Origin of the sequence: Pseudomonas sp. SW-3 (assembly GCF_016615645.1) — a bacterium.
GTDB classification, from domain to species: Bacteria; Pseudomonadota; Gammaproteobacteria; order Pseudomonadales; family Pseudomonadaceae; genus Aquipseudomonas; species Aquipseudomonas mandelii.
This window is the reverse complement of record NZ_CP067098.1, coordinates 4841557-4860519: the sequence shown is the minus strand read 5'-3', so window position 1 is coordinate 4860519 and position 18963 is coordinate 4841557. Positions and strand designations below refer to the sequence as shown.

Here is an 18963-nt window from a genome sequence, read left to right as displayed (position 1 = left end):
GCTCCTGCATAAAAGTCATCAAAACAGCCGGGTGGAGTTGATTCAGCTTAGGTTCAGAGTGCGTTCAGGGGGAGTTCAGGGGTGGGTGCGTAACCTTGCCCCGTACCCAAAAAGCAAATAGCGCATGAGGAAATTCCCCAATGACTCACTTCAAAAAACTGCTTCTGGCTTTCACCGTCATGGGCGCAAGCACCGCGGCTTTCGCTTCCAACGATAATTTCGCCAGCCTTACTCTTGGACAGACCAGCGACAAAGTCAAAAAGTCCCACGCCCTGAACGACAACCTCAACCACCCGAACGCCGACGGCGTGATCGGCAAGGACACCACCTGGGGTGTGCGTCTGGGCCAGCAAAACAGCGAGGGCCGCTACTACGCCACTTACGACAACGTGTCGGGTTCGCACAATGGCATTAAACTGCGTCAGGAAAACCTGTTGGGCAGCTACGATCTGTTCTACCCGGTAGGCGCCAGCACCAAATTGTTCGGCGGTGCCACGGCCGGCCTGACCAAAATGACCCAGGAGTCCCCAGGGTTCAGCCGCGACAGCAACATCGGCTACGCCATTGGCGGCCAGGTTGGCGTATTGCAGCAAGTGTCGCAAAACACCTCGGTCGAACTGGGTTACCGTTACCTGCGCAGCAACGCCAGCACCGAGATGAGCGAGCGCGGTGGCAGCAAGCAGGGTTCGCTGGACCTGACCAGCAGCGCCCAGACCTACCTGTCGGCGAACTACGCTTTCTGATAAGTGCAATCCCTGTAGGGGTGAGCCTGCTCGCGATAGCGGCGTGTCAGTCGACATCAATGTCGAATGTGCTGGCGCCATCGCGAGCAGGCTCGCTCCTACAGGGTTCTGCGGTGTGACTGAGAACTGTGCTGCTGGAGATAACGATTTGCCTAGGAGAGCGTTATGAAACTGCTGGTCGTCGAAGATGAAGCGCTGTTGCGCCATCACCTGCAAACCCGCCTGACGGACAGCGGCCACGTGGTCGAGTCCGTGGCCAACGCCGAGGAGGCGTTGTACCAGACCGAGCAGTTCAACCACGACCTGGCGGTGATCGACCTCGGCCTGCCGGGCATGAGCGGGCTCGACCTGATCCGTCATCTGCGCTCGCGTGGCAAGGCCTTCCCGATCCTGATCCTCACGGCGCGTGGCAACTGGCAAGACAAGGTCGAAGGCCTCGCCGCCGGCGCCGACGATTACGTGGTCAAGCCGTTCCAGTTCGAAGAGCTCGATGCGCGCCTGAATGCCTTGCTGCGCCGCTCCAGCGGTTTCACCCAGTCGACCATCGTCGCCGGGCCGCTGCTGCTCGACCTCAATCGCAAACAAGCGTCCCTCGATGAACAACCGCTGGCGCTGACCGCCTACGAGTATCGAATCCTCGAGTACCTGATGCGCCATCACCAGCAAGTGGTGGCCAAGGACCGCTTGATGGAGCAGCTCTATCCGGACGACGACGAGCGCGATCCGAACGTCATCGAAGTGCTGGTCGGCCGTCTGCGGCGCAAACTCGAAGGCCCGGCCGGTTTCAAACCGATCGACACTGTGCGTGGCCTCGGCTACCTGTTCAATGAGCGCTGCACTTGATTCGCTCCCTTCGTGTCCGCTTGATGCTGGCCGCCGCCACCCTGGCGGTGCTGTTCATGCTGGCGTTGCTGCCAGCGATGCAGGGCGCGTTCAGCCTGGCGTTGCAGGATTCCATCGAGCAACGCCTGGCGTCGGACGTAAACACGTTGATTTCCGCCGCGCGGGTGGAAAACAACGCCCTGCAGATGCCGGCGCAGTTGCCCGATGAGCGCTTCAACCTGACTGACAGCCGCTTGCTCGGTTACATCTATGACCGCGAAGGTCATTTGGTCTGGCGCTCGAAGGCCACCGGCGAAGAGAAGATCAACTACAAACCGCGTTACGACGGACGCGGCAACGAATTCGCGCGCATTCGCGAGGCCGATGGTCAGGAATTCTTTGTCTACGACGTCGAAGTCAAACTGCTCAGCGGCAAAAGCGCGGCGTTCAGCATCGTCGCCCTGCAACCGGTGCACGAGTACGAAGTCACCCTCGAAGGCCTGCGCGAAAACCTCTACCTCGGTTTCGGTGCCGCGTTGCTGGTGCTGCTGGCGCTGCTGTGGATCGGCCTGACCTGGGGCTTGCAGGCCTTGCGTCGGCTCAGTCAGGAGCTGGACGAAATCGAAAGCGGCGCCCGCGAAAGCCTCAGCGAACAACACCCGCGTGAGCTGCTGCGCCTGACCGGCTCCCTCAACCGCTTGCTGCACAGCGAACGCGAGCAGCGCAGTCGCTACCGCGATTCCCTCGACGACCTGGCCCACAGCCTGAAAACCCCGCTGACCGTGCTGCAAGGCGTCAGCGAAGACATGGCCCAGCGCCCGGAAAACCGAGATCAGGCCTGGTTGCTGCAAACCCAGATCGAGCGCATGAGCCAGCAGATCGGCTATCAACTGCAACGCGCCAGCCTGCGTAAAAGTGGGCTGGTACGCCACCAGGTGCGCCTGCAGCCGGTGTTGCAAAGTCTGTGCGACACGCTGGACAAGGTCTACCGCGACAAGCGCGTGCGCGTTGCTTTCAACCTGCCGGAGCCGTGTTACGTGCCGATCGAACAGGGTGCGCTGCTGGAGATGATGGGCAACCTGCTGGAAAACGCCTATCGCCTGTGCCTGAGCGAAGTGCGCATCAGCGTGCGCGAAACCCTGAGCGGGGTCGAGTTGTGCGTTGAAGACGACGGTCCGGGCGTGCCGCCGGATCAGCGGGCGCGGATTCTGCAACGGGGCGAGCGGCTGGATCGCCAGCACCCGGGGCAGGGGATCGGGTTGGCGGTGGTCAAGGACATTATCGAGAGCTACAACGCGAAGCTGACGCTGGGGGATTCGCCGATGGGCGGGGCGGCGTTCCGGATTCATTTTCCGGTGGTTTGATCGAGGGGTTGGCGGTGTTTTTTCGGGCCTCATCGCGAGCAGGCTCGCTCCTACAATTGAATCTGCGGCGCTCGCGAAAAGTGCATGCTCCGCAGATCCCCTGTAGGAGCGAGCTTGCTCGCGATGGGGCCAGTCAACTCAACCCAAAAATCAGTTTCGGATGCTGGACAGGCTTGATCCGCCGTAGTCGTTCAGTCAGGTAGACCGCGTCATCGTTCATCGCGAGCAGGCTCGCTCCCACAGGAGATCCTCAGTGAATGCATCATTTGCGTTCACACCGATCACCTGTAGGAGCGAGCCTGCTCGCGATGAGGCCGGTCAATTCAACCCAAAAATCAGTTTCGGATGCTGGACAGGCTTGATCCGCCGTAGACGTTCAGTCAGGCAGACCGCGTCATCGTTCATCGCGAGCAGGCTCGCTCCCACAGGAGATCTTCGGTGAATGCATAATCTGCGTTCACACCGATCACCTGTGGGAGCGAGCCTGCTCGCGATGAGGCCGGTCAATTCAACCCAAAAATCAGTTTCGGATGCTGGACAGGCTTGATCCGCCGTAGACGTCCAGTCAGGCAAACCGCGTCATCGTTCATCGCGAGCAGGCTCGCTCCCACAGGAGATCTTCAGTGAATGCATAATCTGCGTTCACACCGATCACCTGTAGGAGCGAGCCTGCTCGCGATGGGGCCAGTCAACTCAACCCAAAAATCAGTTTCGGATGCTGGACAGGCTTGATCCGCCGTAGTCGTTCAGTCGGGTAGACCACGTCATCGTTCATCGCGAGCAGGCTCGCTCCCACAGGAGATCTTCAGTGAATGCATAATCTGCGTTCACACCGATCACCTGTAGGAGTGAGCCTGCTCGCGATGAGGCCGGTCAATTCAACCCAAAAACCAGTTTCAGATGCTGGACAGGCTTGATCCGCCGTAGTCGTTCGTTCAGGCAGACCGCATCATCGTTCATCGCGAGCAGGCTCGCTCCCACAGGAGATCTTCGGTGAATGCATAATTTGCGTTCACACCGATCACCTGTAGGAGCGAGCCTGCTCGCGATGAGGCCGGCCAATTCAACGCAGATTCAGTTCTCTTGCGCGCGATAGGCGCCCGGCGTCAACCCGGTCCATTTTTTGAACGCCCGATGAAACGCCGAAGGCTCGGAAAACCCCAATTGCTCGGCAATCTGCTGTAACGACAGATCTGCTCGCCCCAAGTGATAAATCGCAATGTCCCGGCGCAACTGATCCTTCAATTCCTGAAAACTCGACCCTTCTTCGCGCAAGTGCCGACGCAACGTCTGCGGGCTGATGTGCAGGTGCGCAGCCACCGCTTCCAGGTCCGGCCAGCGTGCACTGTCGCGGCTGAGCAAGCGGCGCAACTGGCTGCTCAGACTGTCGCCGTCATCCGGGCGCGAGAGCAGGTCGGCGGGAGAATGTTGGAGGAAATGCTTGAGCGTGCGTTCGTCCTGCAACAACGGCATGTGCAGGTAGCGGCTGTGAAACAGCAAACTGCTCTGCGCCGTGGAAAACTCCATGGGGCAGGGGAACAGCAAATCGTATTCGGCGCCGTGTTCGGGCTTTGGATAACTGAACGTCGCCTGCTCCAGCCGAATGCGCTGGCCGATCAGCCAACTGCCAAGCCGGTGCCAGACCATCAGTTGGCTTTCGGTGAGGAAATGATCAGGGTCTTGGAACTTTGAATCGTCGAGGCTCAGGCGGACCCATTCGTCTTCGCGGGTCAGGGTCAGGCGCGGACCGTCAGGGAATAGGCTGTAAAACAATAAACCGCGATGCAGCGCCTTATCGAGGTTGCGGCAGTGGATCACGGCGTGACACATCATTGCGAAGGTCCCGGTTTTACTGGGCGTCGGCCCGAAACCGAGGTATTCGTCGTCGAGGGCCAGCCACAACGCCTGGATCAATCGCGTGAACTGCTCCGGCGCAATTCGCGCCCGTGGCTCATCCAGCAACTCGGGGCTGATGCCGAGTTGTTGCAGCAGATTTGAATAGTCATAACCCAACCGACGCGCGCCACCTAATGCGGCACGGGCGAAATGACTGGCGATGGTGCGTTCACGCATGGCAGGCAGGTCCGACCCAATGAACGACGGATGGTAGCTGTCGACCCTCGTTATGAACAGGCGGATATCCGCCAAATTGTAGGACGAGACCTGGTCGATGGGCGGAAATCCGCCACATTGTGGTAACCCGTCAGTGGCAAGGCTGGACCTGTAACCCTTGATGTCAAAAGGCATGCAGGCATTTTTTTAAAGGTGGCACGGGCCTTGCGATACAACAAGCAGATGCCTGCCGTTGCGCAGCTCGACAAAACAAATCCCTCCAGTGCAGGAGGGTTCGCAATTGAAGTGTCTTGGGCAACAGACGGATGTTGTCACGGGGCACTCTTGAGGAACTTTGCAATGACGACTCGTCAGCCACTGTATAAATCCCTGTACTTCCAGGTGATCGTTGCTATCGCCATCGGCATCCTGCTCGGTCACTTCTATCCGCAGACCGGTGTGGCACTCAAGCCACTGGGTGACGGGTTCATCAAACTGATCAAAATGGTCATCGCGCCAATCATCTTCTGTACGGTCGTCAGCGGTATCGCCGGCATGCAGAACATGAAATCGGTCGGCAAGACCGGTGGCTATGCGCTGCTGTACTTCGAAATCGTCTCCACCATTGCCTTGCTGATCGGTCTGGTCGTGGTCAACGTCGTGCAACCGGGCGCCGGCATGCACATCGATGTGACGACTCTGGACACCAGCAAAATCGCTGGCTTCATCTCGGCCGGTAAAGACCAGAGCATCGTTGCCTTTATCCTCAATGTGATCCCGAACACCATCGTCGGCGCCTTCGCCAACGGCGACATCCTGCAAGTGCTGATGTTCTCGGTGATCTTCGGTTTCGCCCTGCATCGCCTGGGTGCCTACGGCAAGCCGGTTCTGGACTTCATCGATCGCTTTGCCCACGTGATGTTCAACATCATCAACATGATCATGAAGCTCGCTCCAGTCGGCGCGTTCGGTGCGATGGCCTTCACCATCGGTGCCTACGGTGTTGGCTCGCTGGTGCAACTCGGTCAGCTGATGATCTGCTTCTACATCACCTGCATCCTGTTTGTGCTCGTGGTACTGGGCGGCATCTGCCGCGCGCACGGCTTCAGCGTAATCAAATTGATTCGCTACATCCGTGAAGAACTGCTGATCGTACTGGGCACTTCCTCTTCGGAATCCGCTCTGCCGCGCATGCTGATCAAAATGGAACGCCTGGGTGCACAGAAGTCCGTTGTCGGCCTCGTAATCCCGACCGGCTACTCGTTCAACCTCGACGGTACGTCAATCTACCTGACCATGGCCGCTGTGTTCATCGCTCAGGCGACCGACACCCACATGGACATCACCCACCAGATCACCCTGTTGCTGGTGTTGCTGTTGTCCTCCAAAGGCGCTGCAGGCGTGACCGGCAGTGGTTTCATTGTGCTGGCAGCAACCCTGTCGGCCGTTGGCCACTTGCCGGTTGCCGGCCTGGCGCTGATCCTGGGTATCGACCGTTTCATGTCCGAAGCCCGTGCGCTGACCAACCTGGTCGGTAACGCGGTTGCGACCCTGGTCGTGGCCAAGTGGGTGAAAGAGCTGGACGAAGACAAGCTGCAAGTCGAGCTGGCTTCCGGTGGTCGCGGTATCTCCGACACCCGTGAAGAAGACGACCTGGGCGTGGCCGAAGGCCCAACCCCTAGCAACGTCAAGTAAGACTGGCTGCATTGAAAAACCCGCTTCGGCGGGTTTTTTCTTGCCCGTGATTTGAGCGCAACGGTCACAGCTGCTGACACTTCAGGTGATTGCTGCAATGCGTTTGCCTGCCTAGGCTGAAGGCATCGTTCACGGAGGTCGCTCATGCCCGGTCCACTGGCATCACTCAAGGTTCTGGATTTCTCGACACTGCTGCCGGGGCCGTTTGCCTCGTTGTTGCTGGCGGACATGGGCGCGCAAGTCCTGCGCATCGAATCGCCGACCCGTATGGATTTGCTCCGGGTGTTGCCGCCGCACGATCACGGGGTGTCGGCCAGCCACGCCTACCTCAATCGCAACAAGCGCAGCCTGGCGCTGGACCTCAAGCAGCCCGAGGCGCTGGAGGTGATCAAGCAATTGCTGGCGGACCACGACATCGTGCTGGAACAGTTCCGCCCCGGTGTGATGGAACGCCTGGGCCTGGGCTATGAAGCCTTGAAGGCGATCAATCCGCGGCTGATTTACGTGTCGATTACCGGTTATGGCCAGAGCGGCCCCTACAAGGACCGCGCCGGTCACGATATCAACTACCTGGCGCTGGCGGGGCTGGCGAGCTACACCGGCCGCACCGAGAGCGGGCCGCTGCCATTGGGCATGCAGGTGGCAGATGTCGCCGGCGGCTCGTTGCACGGAGTGATCGGGTTGCTGGCGGCGGTGATCGCTCGCCAGCACAGCGGGGTGGGGCAGCATCTGGATGTGAGCATGACCGACTGCGCCTTCAGCCTGAACGCCATGGCCGGCGCCGGGTACCTGGCCTGTGGTGTGGAGCCGGGCAGGGAGGATCAGATGCTCAATGGCGGCAGCTTCTACGACTACTACCGTTCGCGGGACGGGCGCTGGTTATCGGTGGGCAGTCTGGAACCGGCCTTCATGCAGCAACTGTGCAGCGCGCTGGGGCGGCCGGAGCTGGCGGCCAAGGGCCTGTCGCCCAAACCCGCCGAGCAACAGGCACTGAAGAATGAGTTGAAAGCCGAATTCGAGAAACATGACTTTGCGCAACTGTGCGAGTTGTTTGCCGGGGTCGATGCGTGTGTCGAGCCGGTGCTGAATTTGGCTGAGGCGGTGCAGCATCCGCAGTTGCAGGCGCGGGAGTTGGTGACGCAGGTGCCGCGGGGGGACGGTTCGACTCAGGCGCAGATGGCTTGTCCTTTGAAGTTTTCCGAGGGGTTGCCGGCGCCGCGGCATATCGGCGCGGTGTTGGGACAGCATACGGATCAGGTGTTGGGGGAGTTGGGGATGAGTGCTGAGCGGATTGCAGAATTGCGCCGTGCCAAGGTGATTCTCTAGCGTCTGTACCGGCCTCTTCGCGGGCAAGCCTCGCTCCCACAGGATCTGTGTCGTTCACAAAGCTTGTGCTCGAAATCAATACCTGTGGGAGCGAGCCTGCTCGCGATGAGTCCGGCACCGCCACCACAAATCTGACTACTCGACCCGCATCTCCCCACTGAACACCAACGTGCTGCGGCACCGCCGGCACAAATACCGCCGCCCTTGCCGTACCAGGCCATGGCGCTGGGCCGAAAACGGGAAATCGCTGTCGACGCACGGGCATTTGTAGATGTAGCGCGTCACGCTGCGGCGTTTGACGTCGTAGGTGTGGCAGCGATTGGGCGGCAGTTCGTACACGCCGCGCATGATCAATTGCCACTCTTCACCGTGCGGCTGAATGCGGTCGCCGAACAGTTGATGGGCGATCAGGTGCGCGACTTCGTGGGCCACGGTCTGCTTGAGGAAGTCTTCAGTGTTTTCCCGGTACAGCTGCGGATTGAAGCGCAGCAGGTTCTCGTGCAAATGCGCGACACCGGCTTTTTGACCGCGCAGCTTGAGGCTCACCACGGGGCGTTTGAAAGTTCGTTTGAAAAAGGATTCGGCCAGCTGATAACAGTCTTCGACGCGGGTATTGAGTTGCTCGGGCATGCTTGATGGATCTCCAGAGACGTCGAGTATGCCGCAACCCTGGGGCCTTGCGAATCGCCGAGGCGCCGAATGGTCGTTACCCCTCACACATTAGAAGGCCGCCTTGCGGCGGCCTGTGTTGGCAGATCTTGTTTTTGGGTGGTGAGTTGCTAATTGGTGTAGACCGGCCCCACGCCGAGTCCCCAGACAATCACTGTAAACGCCATGATGGCGACCAGCACCACCAGGCCTACGGCAAGTACCGAACTGGAAAACAGGAAGCCCTCGTCTGATGGAATGTTCATGAAAGTGGGTAGCCCCACATACAGCAAGTACACCGTGTAGCAGATGGCCGCCGTTCCGACGATCATCCCCAGCCACATATGTGGGTACAGCGCCGCCAGACCGCCGATGAACAGCGGGGTCGCGGTATAGGTCGCAAATGCAACGCAGCGTGCCAGGCTTGGATTGGCGTCATAGGTACGGGCCATCCAGTGGATGAATGCGCCCATGACCGCGACGCCGCCGAGCATCGCCAGGTACGACATGATCGTCATCCATAGCGCGCTTTCCTGGGTCAACATGACCGGCGCTCGATTGCCGATGACCCAGCCGACCTGAGTGGTGCCGATAAACGCCGACACAGCGGGAATTGCCGCCAGAATCAGCGTGTGAGTCAGGTACATGTGGCTGATGCTTTCCTCTTGGTCGCCACGGATTTCTTTCCATTCCTGGTCGGGGTGGGTGAAGAGCCCCACTACGTGATGGATCATGCCAGTCACTCCTCTTGTTTTTACCGTCGCCCCCCAGTGGAGCGCCTACAGGCCAAAGTGGCCAAGTAAGTAAAAGGTCTGGATATGTATGCGACCTTATGTCGCAGTATAGAAAGGTCTTCACGGCGCAGGTTGTAGGGCGTTAGAGCAAATTGCGCTGTAAACCCTGCTGTTAATCGCCGTAGGGTCTTGCGCGACCAATGTGGCGAGGGACCTTGCTCCCGTTCGGCTGCGCAGCCGTCGCAAAAACGGCCGACGGGGTTTGACTGACCCTATGGTGCAGGATGGTTTTGGGGCCGCTGCGCGACCCGGCGGGAGCAAGCTCCCTCGCCACAGGGGTATGCTCAGCTCAGATAAAGTGCAGTCGCCAGGCACTTCGCCGACGGTGGGTTTTTGCGTAAAATGCCGGCCTTTCGTCACACCTTACGGATCTCGCGTCATGGGCACTCTCACGGTCAACCAGAACAAACTGCAAAAGCGCCTTCGCCGTCAGGCGGGTGAGGCTGTTGCCGATTTCAACATGATTGAAGACGGCGACAAGGTCATGGTCTGCCTGTCCGGTGGCAAGGACAGCTACACCATGCTCGACGTGCTCTTGCACTTGCAGAAGGTCGCTCCGATCAAGTTCGAGATCGTGGCCGTGAACATGGACCAGAAACAGCCAGGCTTCCCCTGAACACGTGTTGCCGGCCTATCTGAAAACGCTGGGCATCGAGTACCACATTGTCGAGAAAGACACTTACTCGGTGGTCAAGGAGCTGATCCCGGAAGGCAAGACCACCTGCTCGTTGTGCTCGCGCCTGCGTCGCGGCACGCTCTACACCTTTGCCGACGAAATCGGCGCGACCAAAATGGCCCTCGGTCACCACCGCGACGACATCGTCGAGACATTCTTCCTTAATATGTTCTTCAACGGTTCGCTCAAGGCCATGCCGCCGAAGTTGCGCGCCGACGACGGCCGCAATGTGGTGATCCGGCCACTGGCCTACTGCAACGAAAAAGACATTCAGGCCTACTCGGACTTCAAGCAATTCCCGATCATCCCGTGCAACCTCTGCGGCTCCCAGGAAAACCTGCAACGTCAGGTGGTCAAGGACATGCTGCAAGAGTGGGAACGCAAGACCCCGGGCCGCACCGAAAGCATTTTCCGCAGCTTGCAGAACGTGCAACCGTCGCAACTGGCGGACCGTAACCTGTTCGACTTCACCAGCCTCAAGATCGACGAAACCGCCGCCTCGCGGTTCGTCAACGTGGTCAACCTCTAATCAGAAACTGTAGGAGCGAGCCTGCTCGCGATTGCGTCGTGTCAGTCGACATCAACGTTGAATGACACACCGCTATCGCGAGCAGGCTCACTCCTGCAATTGTTTTTTGTTTCAACCTCCAGGAGAGGGCATGCGCGATTACAAGTGGCTGCACGAATACTGTCTGAATCGCTTCGGTTCAGCAGCTGAACTGGAAGCCCATCTGCCCGTTCCCAAGACCCCGGCGCAACTGCGCAAGATCAGCGACGATCGTTATCTCTCGACCATGGCCCTGCGCGTGTTTCGCGCCGGCCTCAAACACAGTCTTGTGGACGCCAAGTGGCCGTCGTTCGAAGAAGTGTTCTTCAAGTTCGACCCGGAAAAGGTGGTGCTGATGAGCGCCGAACACCTTGAGCGCCTGATGCAGGACGCGCGGATCATCCGACACCTGGGCAAGCTCAAGAGCGTGCCGCGCAATGCGCAGTTCGTGCTGGACGTGGCGCATGAGAAGGGCAGCTTCGGCGCATTGGTCGCCGATTGGCCGGTGACGGACATCGTCGGGCTGTGGACGTACCTGAAAAAGCGCGGCCATCAATTGGGCGGGTTGTCGGCGCCGCGTTTCTTGCGCATGGTCGGCAAGGATACGTTTGTGCCGAGCTATGACGTGGTGGCGGGGCTGAACGCGCAGAAGATCGTCGACAAGGTGCCGACCAGCCAGCGGGACCTGGCGTTGGTGCAGGATGTGTTCAACCAGTGGCATGAACAGAGTGGCGGCCGGCCGATGAGCCAGATTTCGATGATGCTGGCGTACACCGTCAATCATTAAGACCGAGTCGTGGCCTTCGCGAGCAAGCTTTGCTCCTACAGGTGCGGTGCAGCCCTTGTAGGAGCGAGGCTTGCCCGCGAAGGCGTCAGATCAGGCGGCGGAGATCTCGCCTTCACCCGCCAACTTGCGATTCAACTGAAACCGCCACCGCACATACAACAGCGCCGAGCAAAACACCGCCAGGCTCGCGCCCATTTCCAGCAAGCCAAACAGCTGCCGATTGGGGTCATACGCGGCCAGTGCGCCCTTGATGAAATACAGATTCACCACAAAACACATCCACGAATGCCCGCGTGCGCTGCCGATGATCATCCCCGGTGCGAGCAATAGCAGGGGCACCAGTTCGATCAGCAAAATCACCCACGGCCGGGCGCCGTGCAGGTCGGCAAATACCAGATAATAGGCGCACAGCAGCCCCACCAGCCCGAAAAAGCACAGCAGGCTGATCGCGCGCATCGCCCGGACCCGCGGTTCGAGCCATTCGATCGAGGGCAGAATCTTCGGCTTTTTCGCCACGTCAGTTCCCCAGTTTCTGCGCAGTCTTCGCCAGACGCAGGCCCAAGGCCCGGCACAGCGCGACTTCATGTTCGTTCAAACCGCTTTTGCCATCCGCCCCGGCATGATGACTGGCGCCATACGGCGTGCCGCCGCCACGGGTTTCCAGCAGGGCCGATTCGCTATACGGCAGGCCGGTAATCAGCATGCCGTGGTGCAGCAACGGCAACATCATCGACAGCAGCGTGGTTTCCTGACCGCCGTGCAGGCTTGCGGTGGAGGTGAATACCCCGGCCGGTTTGCCCACCAGCGCCCCCGTCAGCCAAAGATTGCTGGTGCCGTCGAGGAAGTACTTGAGCGGCGCGGCCATGTTGCCGAACCGGGTCGGACTGCCCATGGCCAGGCCCGCGCAGTGCTTCAGGTCGTCGAGGCTGGCGTACAGCGCGCCTTCATCGGGGATGTCCGGCGACACGGCTTCGCATTCGGTGGAGATCGGCGGCACCGTGCGCAGGCGCGCTTCCATCCCGGCCTGCTCGACGCCACGGGCAATTTGCCGGGCCATTTCATTGGTCGAGCCGCTGCGGCTGTAATACAGAACCAGAATGTACGGCGCGCTCACGGCAGCAACTCCAGCACATTCTCCGGCGGACGGCCGATGATGGCTTTGTCGCCGACTTCCAGAATCGGTCGCTCCATGAGTTTCGGGTTGGCGGCGATGGCGGCGATCAATTGCTCCTCGCTCAAACTGCTGTCGGCCAGGTTGAGAGTCTTGTATTCGTCCTCGCCGGTGCGCAGCAGTTGCCGGGCGCTGATGCCGAGTTTGGTCAGCAGGCTCTGGATTTGCGCGGCGTCCAGCGGCGTTTCCAGGTAGCGGATCACGGTCGGGGTCAGGCCACGGGCTTCCAGCAGTTCGAGCGCACCGCGGGATTTCGAGCAGCGCGGGTTGTGATAAAGCGTCAGATCGGTCATGTGCGGGTCGCATCTTGCGTAAGGTGGCGGCTATTCTAACTGTGCAGCGCGTAATCCAGAACCTCGGGAGGCGATGGGTCGCAGGCGCATTCAATTTTGAACAAGGATTACGACATGACAAGACGACTGGCAGCAGCATTGGCGATCATCGGTGCGTTGATGCTGGGGGGCTGTGGCAACGACTATGGCATCGACCAGAACGGCCAGAAAGTCGCCGCCGAACGTCTGGACAACCAATGGGTGGTGCTCAACTACTGGGCGGAATGGTGTGGCCCGTGCCGTACCGAAATCCCGGAGTTGAATGAGCTGGCCGTTCAGTTGAAGGACAAGAAGATTGGTGTGTTCGGGGTCAATTTCGACAATGTGCAGGGGGAAGAGCTGAAAAGCGCCAGCGAGAAACTGGGGATCAAGTTCACCGTGCTGGCGTCGGACCCGGCGGATCTTTTCGAGTTGCCGCGCAGCGAAGCGTTGCCGGTGACCTACATCATCGACAACAAAGGCAAGGTGCGCGAGCAATTGATGGGCGAGCAGACGGCGGCGGGAGTGATGGCCAAGCTTGAGGCGTTGCAAGCGGTCAAGTGACTGCGCATGGATCTTGTGGCGAGGGAGCTTGCTCCCGCTCAACTGCGCAGCAGTCGCAAAACCGGTACAAACGGTGTTCCTGATGAACCGAGGTGACGGGTTTTAGGGCTGCTGCGCAGCCCAGCGGGAGCAAGCTCCCTCGCCACAGGTATTCACTTGGCCACAGCTCGGGGTTATCAACCCTCTTCAAGCCACCAACGCAACGGCTTGCCTTCGGCCGGCCAGAAGCGCATCTGTTCGATCGGCGAAACATCCCAGCGCTGCACATTTTCCAGGGCCTGCATGAAGCGCTTTTCCTGCTCCATCACGGCTGGTGCGCACATTTTGCGGGTGCTGCCGATTTTGCCGAAGCTCAGCTTGTCACCTTCGAGCGTGTACGGTGCAAACCAGTGGTTGCAGCCGCCATTGCCGTAAGCCCGACCGTCTTCACCGAGGGTGATGGTCAGGTGGCTGTAATCCATCAGTGGACGTTCGCCGATCCATTCCAGGATGTAGCTGCGGTTTTGTTGCAATTTCACCGGCTCGGCGGCGCAGCCCAGCAGGCTGGCACCAACCAGGGCGGTCAGGGCGAGGTGTTTCATCACGCGGGCTCCTGGCAGGTCGGGCACAGGTGCTTCTCGCCAACGGTGGTCCAGCCCAGCTCGGCAATGCGCGCAGTGGCGGCAGGTTTTTCTGCCTTGTTGCCCAGTTTGGCATCGACCGCAAACTCAAAGCTCAGCTCTTTGGCGCAGCTGTCGCAGTTGACTTTCCAGGTGTGGATCGCCAATTCGCCGAACACCGGACCACTGGCCACTGCGACCCATTGGCCGGGCGGGTTGATCAAGTGGCGAACCGTTTCCACGGTCAGGCGCATGGACAGGTCCTTGGCACCTTTGAGGGTCACGACCAGCACGTCGTTATTACGAATCGAGCCGCCGTTGCCGGTGACTTGATAACGCCCCGGCACAAGGGCGCGGCATTCGGTGAGGGTGTGTTGCGGGTTCATCAGGCTATAGCGGAAATCGTGTTCGACCATGGGTCCTCCAAATATGCGCGGTATGCTATCACGGGCCTGCTCGCAGCATGGCGCGCGCAGATGACCTTCGATCTGGTTCAAATCACCGGTCGACTCATGGCACACTGCCGCTTTTGCATTTCTAAGGAACGGACATGGCGTTAATCGAATGTTATGAGTGCAAGCAACGTATCAGCTCCACGGCGCCTGCTTGCATTCATTGCGGTGCACCGGCGGGAACGGTGCAAGCGGCCACTTCGACGGCAGCGCCTGTGCAGGCACCCCTTTCTTTCGGGCGTTTACCGGAGGATGAGAAAGTGGCCAGGGTGACCCCGGCCGCATTCGGGCGTAAACGCAAAACCGAAGCCCCAATCGAGATGGCGGCGCCGATGCCCGCCTCCAACGGCGTGCGTCCGGTGGAACTGTGGCTGAAGCTGATGATTTTTTTCCTGCCGCCGTTTTTTGTCTGGTTCCTGCTGCGTCGCGGGCATTCCGTGGGGCAACGCTTGCTGGGTTTCGGCTGGCTGGGCCTGATGATTCTCTTGTCCAAGGCCTGACCGGCTCAGCCCTCGACCTGATTCTGCGGCGTGCCAGCGGCCCATGCTGCGATGTTCTGCAGGGTGGTCGTGGCAATTGCGTCCAGCGCTTCGCGCGTCAGGAAGGCCTGGTGCGCGGTGATGATCACGTTCGGAAAGGTCAGCAGCCGCGCCAGCACATCGTCCTGCAGCGGCAGGTCGGAGCGGTCCTCGAAGAACAGCTGCGCTTCCTCTTCATAGACATCCAGCCCCAGATACCCCAATTGGCCGTCCTTCAGTGCATCAATCAGCGCCGGCGTGTCCACCAGGCCGCCGCGTCCGGTGTTGATCAACATCGCGCCGGGCTGCAAGTGCGCCAGTGATTCACGGTTGATCAAGTGTTTGCTCTGCTCATTGAGCGGGCAGTGCAGGCTGATGATCTGCGACTCGGCCAGCAATTGCGGCAAGCTCAGGTAGCGGGCGCCGAGGGCTTCGACCTGCGGATTGGGGTAGGGGTCGTAGGCCAGCAACCGGCAACCGAAACCGTTCATGATTTTCGCGAAGGTTGCGCCGATCTGCCCGGTGCCGACCACGCCGACCGTCTTGCCCACCAAATCGAAACCGGTCAGGCCGTGCAGGCTGAAATCCCCTTCGCGGGTACGGTTGTAGGCACGGTGCAGGCGGCGGTTGAGCGCCAGGATCAGCGCCACCGCGTGCTCGGCCACCGCGTGCGGCGAGTATGCCGGGACCCGCACAATTGACAGCCCTAAACGCTTCGCCGCCGCGAGATCGACATGGTTGTAACCGGCCGAGCGCAGGGCGATCAAGCGTGTGCCGCCCGCTGCCAGACGTTCCAGCACCGGCGCGCTCAAGTCATCATTGATGAACGCGCAGACCACCTCGTGATGCTCCGCCAGCGCCACCGTATCGAGGCTCAGCCGCGCCGATTGAAAGTGCAGCTCGATACCGGCAGGGAGTTCGGTGCCGAGAAAACTGTCACGGTCGTAGGTCTGGCTGCTGAAAAGAATCGTGCGCATACAGTCCTCCTGATATTTTTCGAGTCCTGTGTGGCCGCGCACCGTTCCATTGTGCGAACGGCTGTGGCGAGGGGCTCCCACACCTGGAATGGTGCCGCGACGAACAGAACCCGGTGAGCTTAGCGCCGATGCTGGCCGGCGCCATTGCGCTGCATCAAGCGTTTATCCGGGCATGGGCGGCCAGGCGGTTGATCGCACGGTCGAGTTCTTCCAGGGCGCCGGGGGCTTTGGGGTCCTGTTGCTTGAGCAGGGTTTCGCTGCGCTGGCAGGCGGCACGCAGTTGCGGGACGCCGCAATAACGAGTCGCGCCGTGCAGGCGGTGGACACGCTCGATCAAGGCGTTGTTGTCATTGGTTTCCCGGGCCAGGCGAATGGCCTCGCGATCAGCTTCCAGGGAGGCCAGCAACATCGCCAGCATGTCCGCGGCCAGATCGGCCTTGCCGGCGGCCAGGCGCAAGCCTTCGTCGTGGTCGAGCACCTGCAATTCATGGGCGCCGCCATGGCTGTCGCTGGAGCGCTCCGGCCCGTGATTGCGCAACGCCAGGCCTGTCCACTTCAACACCACCTGGGCCAGTTGCCGTTCGCTGATCGGTTTGGTCAGGTAGTCGTCCATGCCGCTTTGCAGCAGCGCGCGTTTTTCGTTGGCCATGGCGTGGGCGGTGAGGGCGACGATCGGCAGCGGCGTGCAATGCCGCTCGCTTTCCCACTGACGAATCGCCTCGGTGCTTTGACGTCCGTCCATGCCGGGCATTTGCACGTCCATCAACACCAGGTCAAAAGTCTCGCTTTGCACTGCTTTGACTGCCGCGTAACCGCTTTCGACCGCGAGCACCTTGGCACCCATGTCTTCGAGCAGGGTTTGCACCAGCAACAAGTTGGCCGGGTTGTCGTCGACGCACAGCACCTTCGGTGCGCGGCTCGATACCGGTTCGCCGGGCTCGCTGCGCTGCTGGCGCGGGTTGACCAGATCGGACAATGCCCGACGCAACTTGCGGGTGCAGGCCGGTTTGGCCTGAAGCTGACTGTGCGGGTTGGGCACCGAGAGGTGGAACAGCGTCTGTTCGGTGGTCGGGCACAGCACCAACACTTTGCAGCCCAGGTGTTCGAGGTCCCAGATGTGCTGGTTGAGGCGCTCCGGTGGCATGTCGTTGCTGGTGATGCCGAGCACCGCCAGATCGATCGCCTGATCGGTCTGATGCGCGCCGGTCACGCCATTGGTCAGGCTTTCCAGGGTATTGAACGGCGTGACAGCCAGGCCGCAATCTTCCAGCTGATGCTGCAAGGCCTGACGGGCCAGTTCATGGTTTTCCAGCACCGCGACGCGGCGCCCGAGCAGCGGCGGGCCGGGCAGGTCTTCGGCGTCGTCGCGGGTCTTGGGCAGGCTGAGGCTGATCCAGAATTCCGAACCTTCGCCCGGCGTACTGTCGACACCGATCTCGCCGCCCATCTGTTCGATCAGGCGCTTGGAAATCACCAGACCCAGGCCCGTGCCTCCTGGCTGTCGGGACAGCGAATTGTCAGCCTGGCTGAACGCCTGGAACAGCGCGCGCACATCCTGGTTCGACAGGCCGATGCCGGTGTCCTGAATGCTGATGCGCAGTTGCACGCTGTCTTCGTGTTCTTCTTCGAGCATGGCCCGGGCGACGATGGTGCCTTCGCGAGTGAACTTGATCGCGTTGCTCACCAGGTTGGTGAGGATCTGCTTGAGCCGAAGCGGATCGCCCACCAGCGACAACGGCGTGTCGCGATACACCAGGCTCACCAACTCAAGCTGTTTGGCATGGGCGGCCGGGGCGAGGATGGTCAGGGTGTCCTGCAGCAGGTCGCGCAGGTTGAACGGAATATTGTCGAGCACCAGCTTGCCGGCCTCGATTTTCGAGAAGTCGAGGATCTCGTTGATGATCCCCAGCAGGCTGTCGGCGGACTTTTCGATGGTGCCCAGGTAGTCGAGCTGACGCGGGGTCAGCTCGCTTTTTTGCAGCAGGTGCGTGAAGCCGAGAATGCCATTGAGCGGGGTGCGGATTTCATGGCTCATGTTGGCCAGGAACTCGGATTTGATCCGGCTCGCTTCCAGGGCTTCCTTGCGCGCCAGGTCCAGTTCGATGTTCTGGATCTCGATGGTTTCCAGGTTCTGGCGCACGTCTTCGGTGGCCTGGTCGACACTGTTCTGCAACTCTTCCTGCGCGTTTTGCAACGTGCCGGCCATGCGGTTGATGCCGGACGCGAGCTCATCCAGTTCCTGACTGCCAAGGGGTGGCAGACGGGTTTCCAGATGGCCGTCCTTGAGTTGGGCCACCGCCAGTTTGATCTGGCTGATCGGCCGGTTGATGGTCCGGCCCATGCGCAAGGCGAGCAGCGCCGCGCCGGCCAGGCCCGCGCTGATCAGCAGCAGGCTGGCGAACAGGCTGCGGTAACCGCGCAGCAGCATGCCGCTGTGGGACAGTTCGAGTTCGACCCAGCCCAACAGTCGGTCGGCTTCATCCGGTATCAGGTCGCCGGCAAGGTTGCGGTGCTTGCCAAAGACCGGCAGCAGATAGCGTGTCGCATCGTTGCCACTGTGGCGCAGCATTTTTGAGCCATTGCCCAACGGCGCCGGGTTGAGCATGGTCGGGCCGGCGTGGGCTACGGGCGTACGGTCGGCGGCGAGGAAGGTCACGGCGCGCACGTCCGGTGTTTCCAGCGACTGGGTGGCGATACGCTCCAGCAGCTCGTTGTCTTTGCGACCCATGGCCGGGGCCACCAAGGGCGCGAGCTGTTCGGCGATCATCTCACCGCGCTGCATCAGTTGGGTTTGCAGGTCGGATTGCTGCATCCAGGTGAAATAGCCACCCAGGATCAGCGCCATCAGGCTGGTCGGCAACAGGGTCAGCAACAGCACGCGGCCTTTAATTCCCAGTTTCTTGAGCACGCATCTCTC

18 protein-coding genes and 1 pseudogene are annotated in these 18963 nt (G+C 60.5%); 9 read left to right on the top strand and 10 right to left on the bottom strand.

Translation table 11 applies throughout. The features are described 5' to 3' along the window. Nucleotides 1-140 precede the first annotated feature (140 nt). From JIO00_RS21845 to JIO00_RS21835, 3 genes are all read left to right on the top strand, one after another. The gene (locus JIO00_RS21845; RefSeq protein ID WP_010457138.1) at nucleotides 141-743 is read left to right on the top strand and encodes a membrane protein; all 603 of its coding nucleotides are present in this window, start codon (nucleotides 141-143) and stop codon (nucleotides 741-743) included. 165 nt (nucleotides 744-908) lie between these two features. Beyond that, on the top strand, nucleotides 909-1586 hold the full coding sequence (locus JIO00_RS21840; protein WP_077749196.1) for a response regulator: 678 nt from the start codon (nucleotides 909-911) through the stop codon (nucleotides 1584-1586). Then, on the top strand, nucleotides 1583-2929 hold the full coding sequence (locus JIO00_RS21835) for an ATP-binding protein (protein ID WP_010457134.1): 1347 nt from the start codon (nucleotides 1583-1585) through the stop codon (nucleotides 2927-2929). Before JIO00_RS21840 ends, JIO00_RS21835 begins: the two co-directional genes overlap by 4 nt. A gap of 1074 nt (nucleotides 2930-4003) precedes the next feature. Here the strand turns inward: JIO00_RS21835 and JIO00_RS21830 are convergent. Next, a complete protein-coding gene (locus tag JIO00_RS21830; RefSeq protein ID WP_083377274.1) occupies nucleotides 4004-5002 on the bottom strand; it encodes an AraC family transcriptional regulator in 999 nt (332 codons plus the stop codon). Between the two features lie 339 nt (nucleotides 5003-5341). Between JIO00_RS21830 and JIO00_RS21825 the strand changes: the two genes are divergently transcribed. Continuing rightward, nucleotides 5342-6676 (top strand): dicarboxylate/amino acid:cation symporter, encoded by a 1335-nt coding sequence (locus JIO00_RS21825; protein ID WP_010457131.1) that lies wholly within the window; start codon nucleotides 5342-5344, stop codon nucleotides 6674-6676. Nucleotides 6677-6820: 144 nt separating this feature from the next. After that, nucleotides 6821-8002 carry a CaiB/BaiF CoA transferase family protein gene (locus JIO00_RS21820; protein WP_200666822.1) on the top strand — a complete coding sequence of 394 codons (1182 nt, stop codon included), beginning with the start codon at nucleotides 6821-6823 and terminating at the stop codon, nucleotides 8000-8002. Nucleotides 8003-8137: 135 nt separating this feature from the next. Here the strand turns inward: JIO00_RS21820 and JIO00_RS21815 are convergent, their stop codons facing one another. Together JIO00_RS21815 and JIO00_RS21810 are read right to left on the bottom strand one after the other, a co-directional pair. Continuing rightward, complete coding sequence (locus JIO00_RS21815) at nucleotides 8138-8632, bottom strand: SprT family zinc-dependent metalloprotease (RefSeq protein ID WP_010457127.1); 495 nt, start codon at nucleotides 8630-8632, stop codon at nucleotides 8138-8140. A 149-nt stretch (nucleotides 8633-8781) separates the two neighbouring features. Beyond that, complete coding sequence (locus JIO00_RS21810; protein WP_010457124.1) at nucleotides 8782-9384, bottom strand: Yip1 family protein; 603 nt, start codon at nucleotides 9382-9384, stop codon at nucleotides 8782-8784. 439 nt (nucleotides 9385-9823) lie between these two features. Here JIO00_RS21810 and ttcA point away from each other — a divergent pair. Then, a pseudogene (gene ttcA / locus JIO00_RS21805) lies at nucleotides 9824-10649 on the top strand (tRNA 2-thiocytidine(32) synthetase TtcA). Between the two features lie 130 nt (nucleotides 10650-10779). Continuing rightward, entirely contained in the window at nucleotides 10780-11454 is a 675-nt protein-coding gene (locus JIO00_RS21800; RefSeq protein WP_010457120.1) for a DNA-3-methyladenine glycosylase I, read from the top strand. A gap of 90 nt (nucleotides 11455-11544) precedes the next feature. Here JIO00_RS21800 and JIO00_RS21795 read toward each other — a convergent pair whose 3' ends face one another. From JIO00_RS21795 to arsC, 3 genes are read right to left on the bottom strand one after another with little or no spacing between them, the layout of a single operon-like run. Then, entirely contained in the window at nucleotides 11545-11970 is a 426-nt protein-coding gene (locus tag JIO00_RS21795) for a DUF2069 domain-containing protein (protein ID WP_010457118.1), read from the bottom strand. A gap of 1 nt (nucleotide 11971) precedes the next feature. Then, the gene (gene wrbA / locus JIO00_RS21790) at nucleotides 11972-12568 is read right to left on the bottom strand and encodes an NAD(P)H:quinone oxidoreductase (RefSeq protein WP_010457117.1); all 597 of its coding nucleotides are present in this window, start codon (nucleotides 12566-12568) and stop codon (nucleotides 11972-11974) included. Beyond that, nucleotides 12565-12918 (bottom strand): arsenate reductase (glutaredoxin), encoded by a 354-nt coding sequence (gene arsC, locus JIO00_RS21785; protein ID WP_077749201.1) that lies wholly within the window; start codon nucleotides 12916-12918, stop codon nucleotides 12565-12567. The genes wrbA and arsC overlap by 4 nt, the downstream gene beginning before the upstream one ends. Nucleotides 12919-13032: 114 nt before the next feature. Between arsC and JIO00_RS21780 the strand changes: the two genes are divergently transcribed. Next, nucleotides 13033-13500, top strand: a complete 468-nt coding sequence (locus JIO00_RS21780) for a TlpA disulfide reductase family protein (RefSeq protein WP_102595525.1) — start codon at nucleotides 13033-13035, stop codon at nucleotides 13498-13500. 176 nt (nucleotides 13501-13676) lie between these two features. Here the strand turns inward: JIO00_RS21780 and JIO00_RS21775 are convergent, their stop codons facing one another. Together JIO00_RS21775 and JIO00_RS21770 are read right to left on the bottom strand one after the other, a co-directional pair. After that, on the bottom strand, nucleotides 13677-14081 hold the full coding sequence (locus JIO00_RS21775) for an META domain-containing protein (RefSeq protein ID WP_077749203.1): 405 nt from the start codon (nucleotides 14079-14081) through the stop codon (nucleotides 13677-13679). Continuing rightward, a complete protein-coding gene (locus tag JIO00_RS21770; protein ID WP_010457109.1) occupies nucleotides 14081-14515 on the bottom strand; it encodes a hypothetical protein in 435 nt (144 codons plus the stop codon). Before JIO00_RS21770 ends, JIO00_RS21775 begins: the two co-directional genes overlap by 1 nt. A gap of 134 nt (nucleotides 14516-14649) precedes the next feature. Between JIO00_RS21770 and JIO00_RS21765 the strand changes: the two genes are divergently transcribed. Beyond that, on the top strand, nucleotides 14650-15051 hold the full coding sequence (locus tag JIO00_RS21765; protein ID WP_010457107.1) for a hypothetical protein: 402 nt from the start codon (nucleotides 14650-14652) through the stop codon (nucleotides 15049-15051). A gap of 5 nt (nucleotides 15052-15056) precedes the next feature. Here JIO00_RS21765 and JIO00_RS21760 read toward each other — a convergent pair whose 3' ends face one another. Together JIO00_RS21760 and JIO00_RS21755 are read right to left on the bottom strand one after the other, a co-directional pair. Continuing rightward, nucleotides 15057-16046 carry a 2-hydroxyacid dehydrogenase gene (locus JIO00_RS21760; protein WP_102595526.1) on the bottom strand — a complete coding sequence of 330 codons (990 nt, stop codon included), beginning with the start codon at nucleotides 16044-16046 and terminating at the stop codon, nucleotides 15057-15059. 154 nt (nucleotides 16047-16200) lie between these two features. Then, on the bottom strand, nucleotides 16201-18954 hold the full coding sequence (locus tag JIO00_RS21755; RefSeq protein WP_200666821.1) for a response regulator: 2754 nt from the start codon (nucleotides 18952-18954) through the stop codon (nucleotides 16201-16203). Between the last annotated feature and the right edge of the window lie 9 nt (nucleotides 18955-18963).

What these genes read in the sequence shown, in the direction of transcription:
- JIO00_RS21825 (WP_010457131.1), top strand. Translation starts at nt 5,342, where the DNA reads ATGACGACTCGTCAGCCACTGTATAAATCCCTGTACTTCCAGGTGATC.
- JIO00_RS21775 (WP_077749203.1), bottom strand. Translation starts at nt 14,081, where the DNA reads ATGAAACACCTCGCCCTGACCGCCCTGGTTGGTGCCAGCCTGCTGGGC.
- JIO00_RS21845 (WP_010457138.1), top strand. Translation starts at nt 141, where the DNA reads ATGACTCACTTCAAAAAACTGCTTCTGGCTTTCACCGTCATGGGCGCA.
- JIO00_RS21820 (WP_200666822.1), top strand. Translation starts at nt 6,821, where the DNA reads ATGCCCGGTCCACTGGCATCACTCAAGGTTCTGGATTTCTCGACACTG.
- JIO00_RS21810 (WP_010457124.1), bottom strand. Translation starts at nt 9,384, where the DNA reads ATGATCCATCACGTAGTGGGGCTCTTCACCCACCCCGACCAGGAATGG.
- JIO00_RS21815 (WP_010457127.1), bottom strand. Translation starts at nt 8,632, where the DNA reads ATGCCCGAGCAACTCAATACCCGCGTCGAAGACTGTTATCAGCTGGCC.
- JIO00_RS21830 (WP_083377274.1), bottom strand. Translation starts at nt 5,002, where the DNA reads ATGCGTGAACGCACCATCGCCAGTCATTTCGCCCGTGCCGCATTAGGT.
- JIO00_RS21800 (WP_010457120.1), top strand. Translation starts at nt 10,780, where the DNA reads ATGCGCGATTACAAGTGGCTGCACGAATACTGTCTGAATCGCTTCGGT.
- arsC (WP_077749201.1), bottom strand. Translation starts at nt 12,918, where the DNA reads ATGACCGATCTGACGCTTTATCACAACCCGCGCTGCTCGAAATCCCGC.
- JIO00_RS21780 (WP_102595525.1), top strand. Translation starts at nt 13,033, where the DNA reads ATGACAAGACGACTGGCAGCAGCATTGGCGATCATCGGTGCGTTGATG.
- JIO00_RS21840 (WP_077749196.1), top strand. Translation starts at nt 909, where the DNA reads ATGAAACTGCTGGTCGTCGAAGATGAAGCGCTGTTGCGCCATCACCTG.
- JIO00_RS21770 (WP_010457109.1), bottom strand. Translation starts at nt 14,515, where the DNA reads ATGGTCGAACACGATTTCCGCTATAGCCTGATGAACCCGCAACACACC.
- JIO00_RS21765 (WP_010457107.1), top strand. Translation starts at nt 14,650, where the DNA reads ATGGCGTTAATCGAATGTTATGAGTGCAAGCAACGTATCAGCTCCACG.
- JIO00_RS21760 (WP_102595526.1), bottom strand. Translation starts at nt 16,046, where the DNA reads ATGCGCACGATTCTTTTCAGCAGCCAGACCTACGACCGTGACAGTTTT.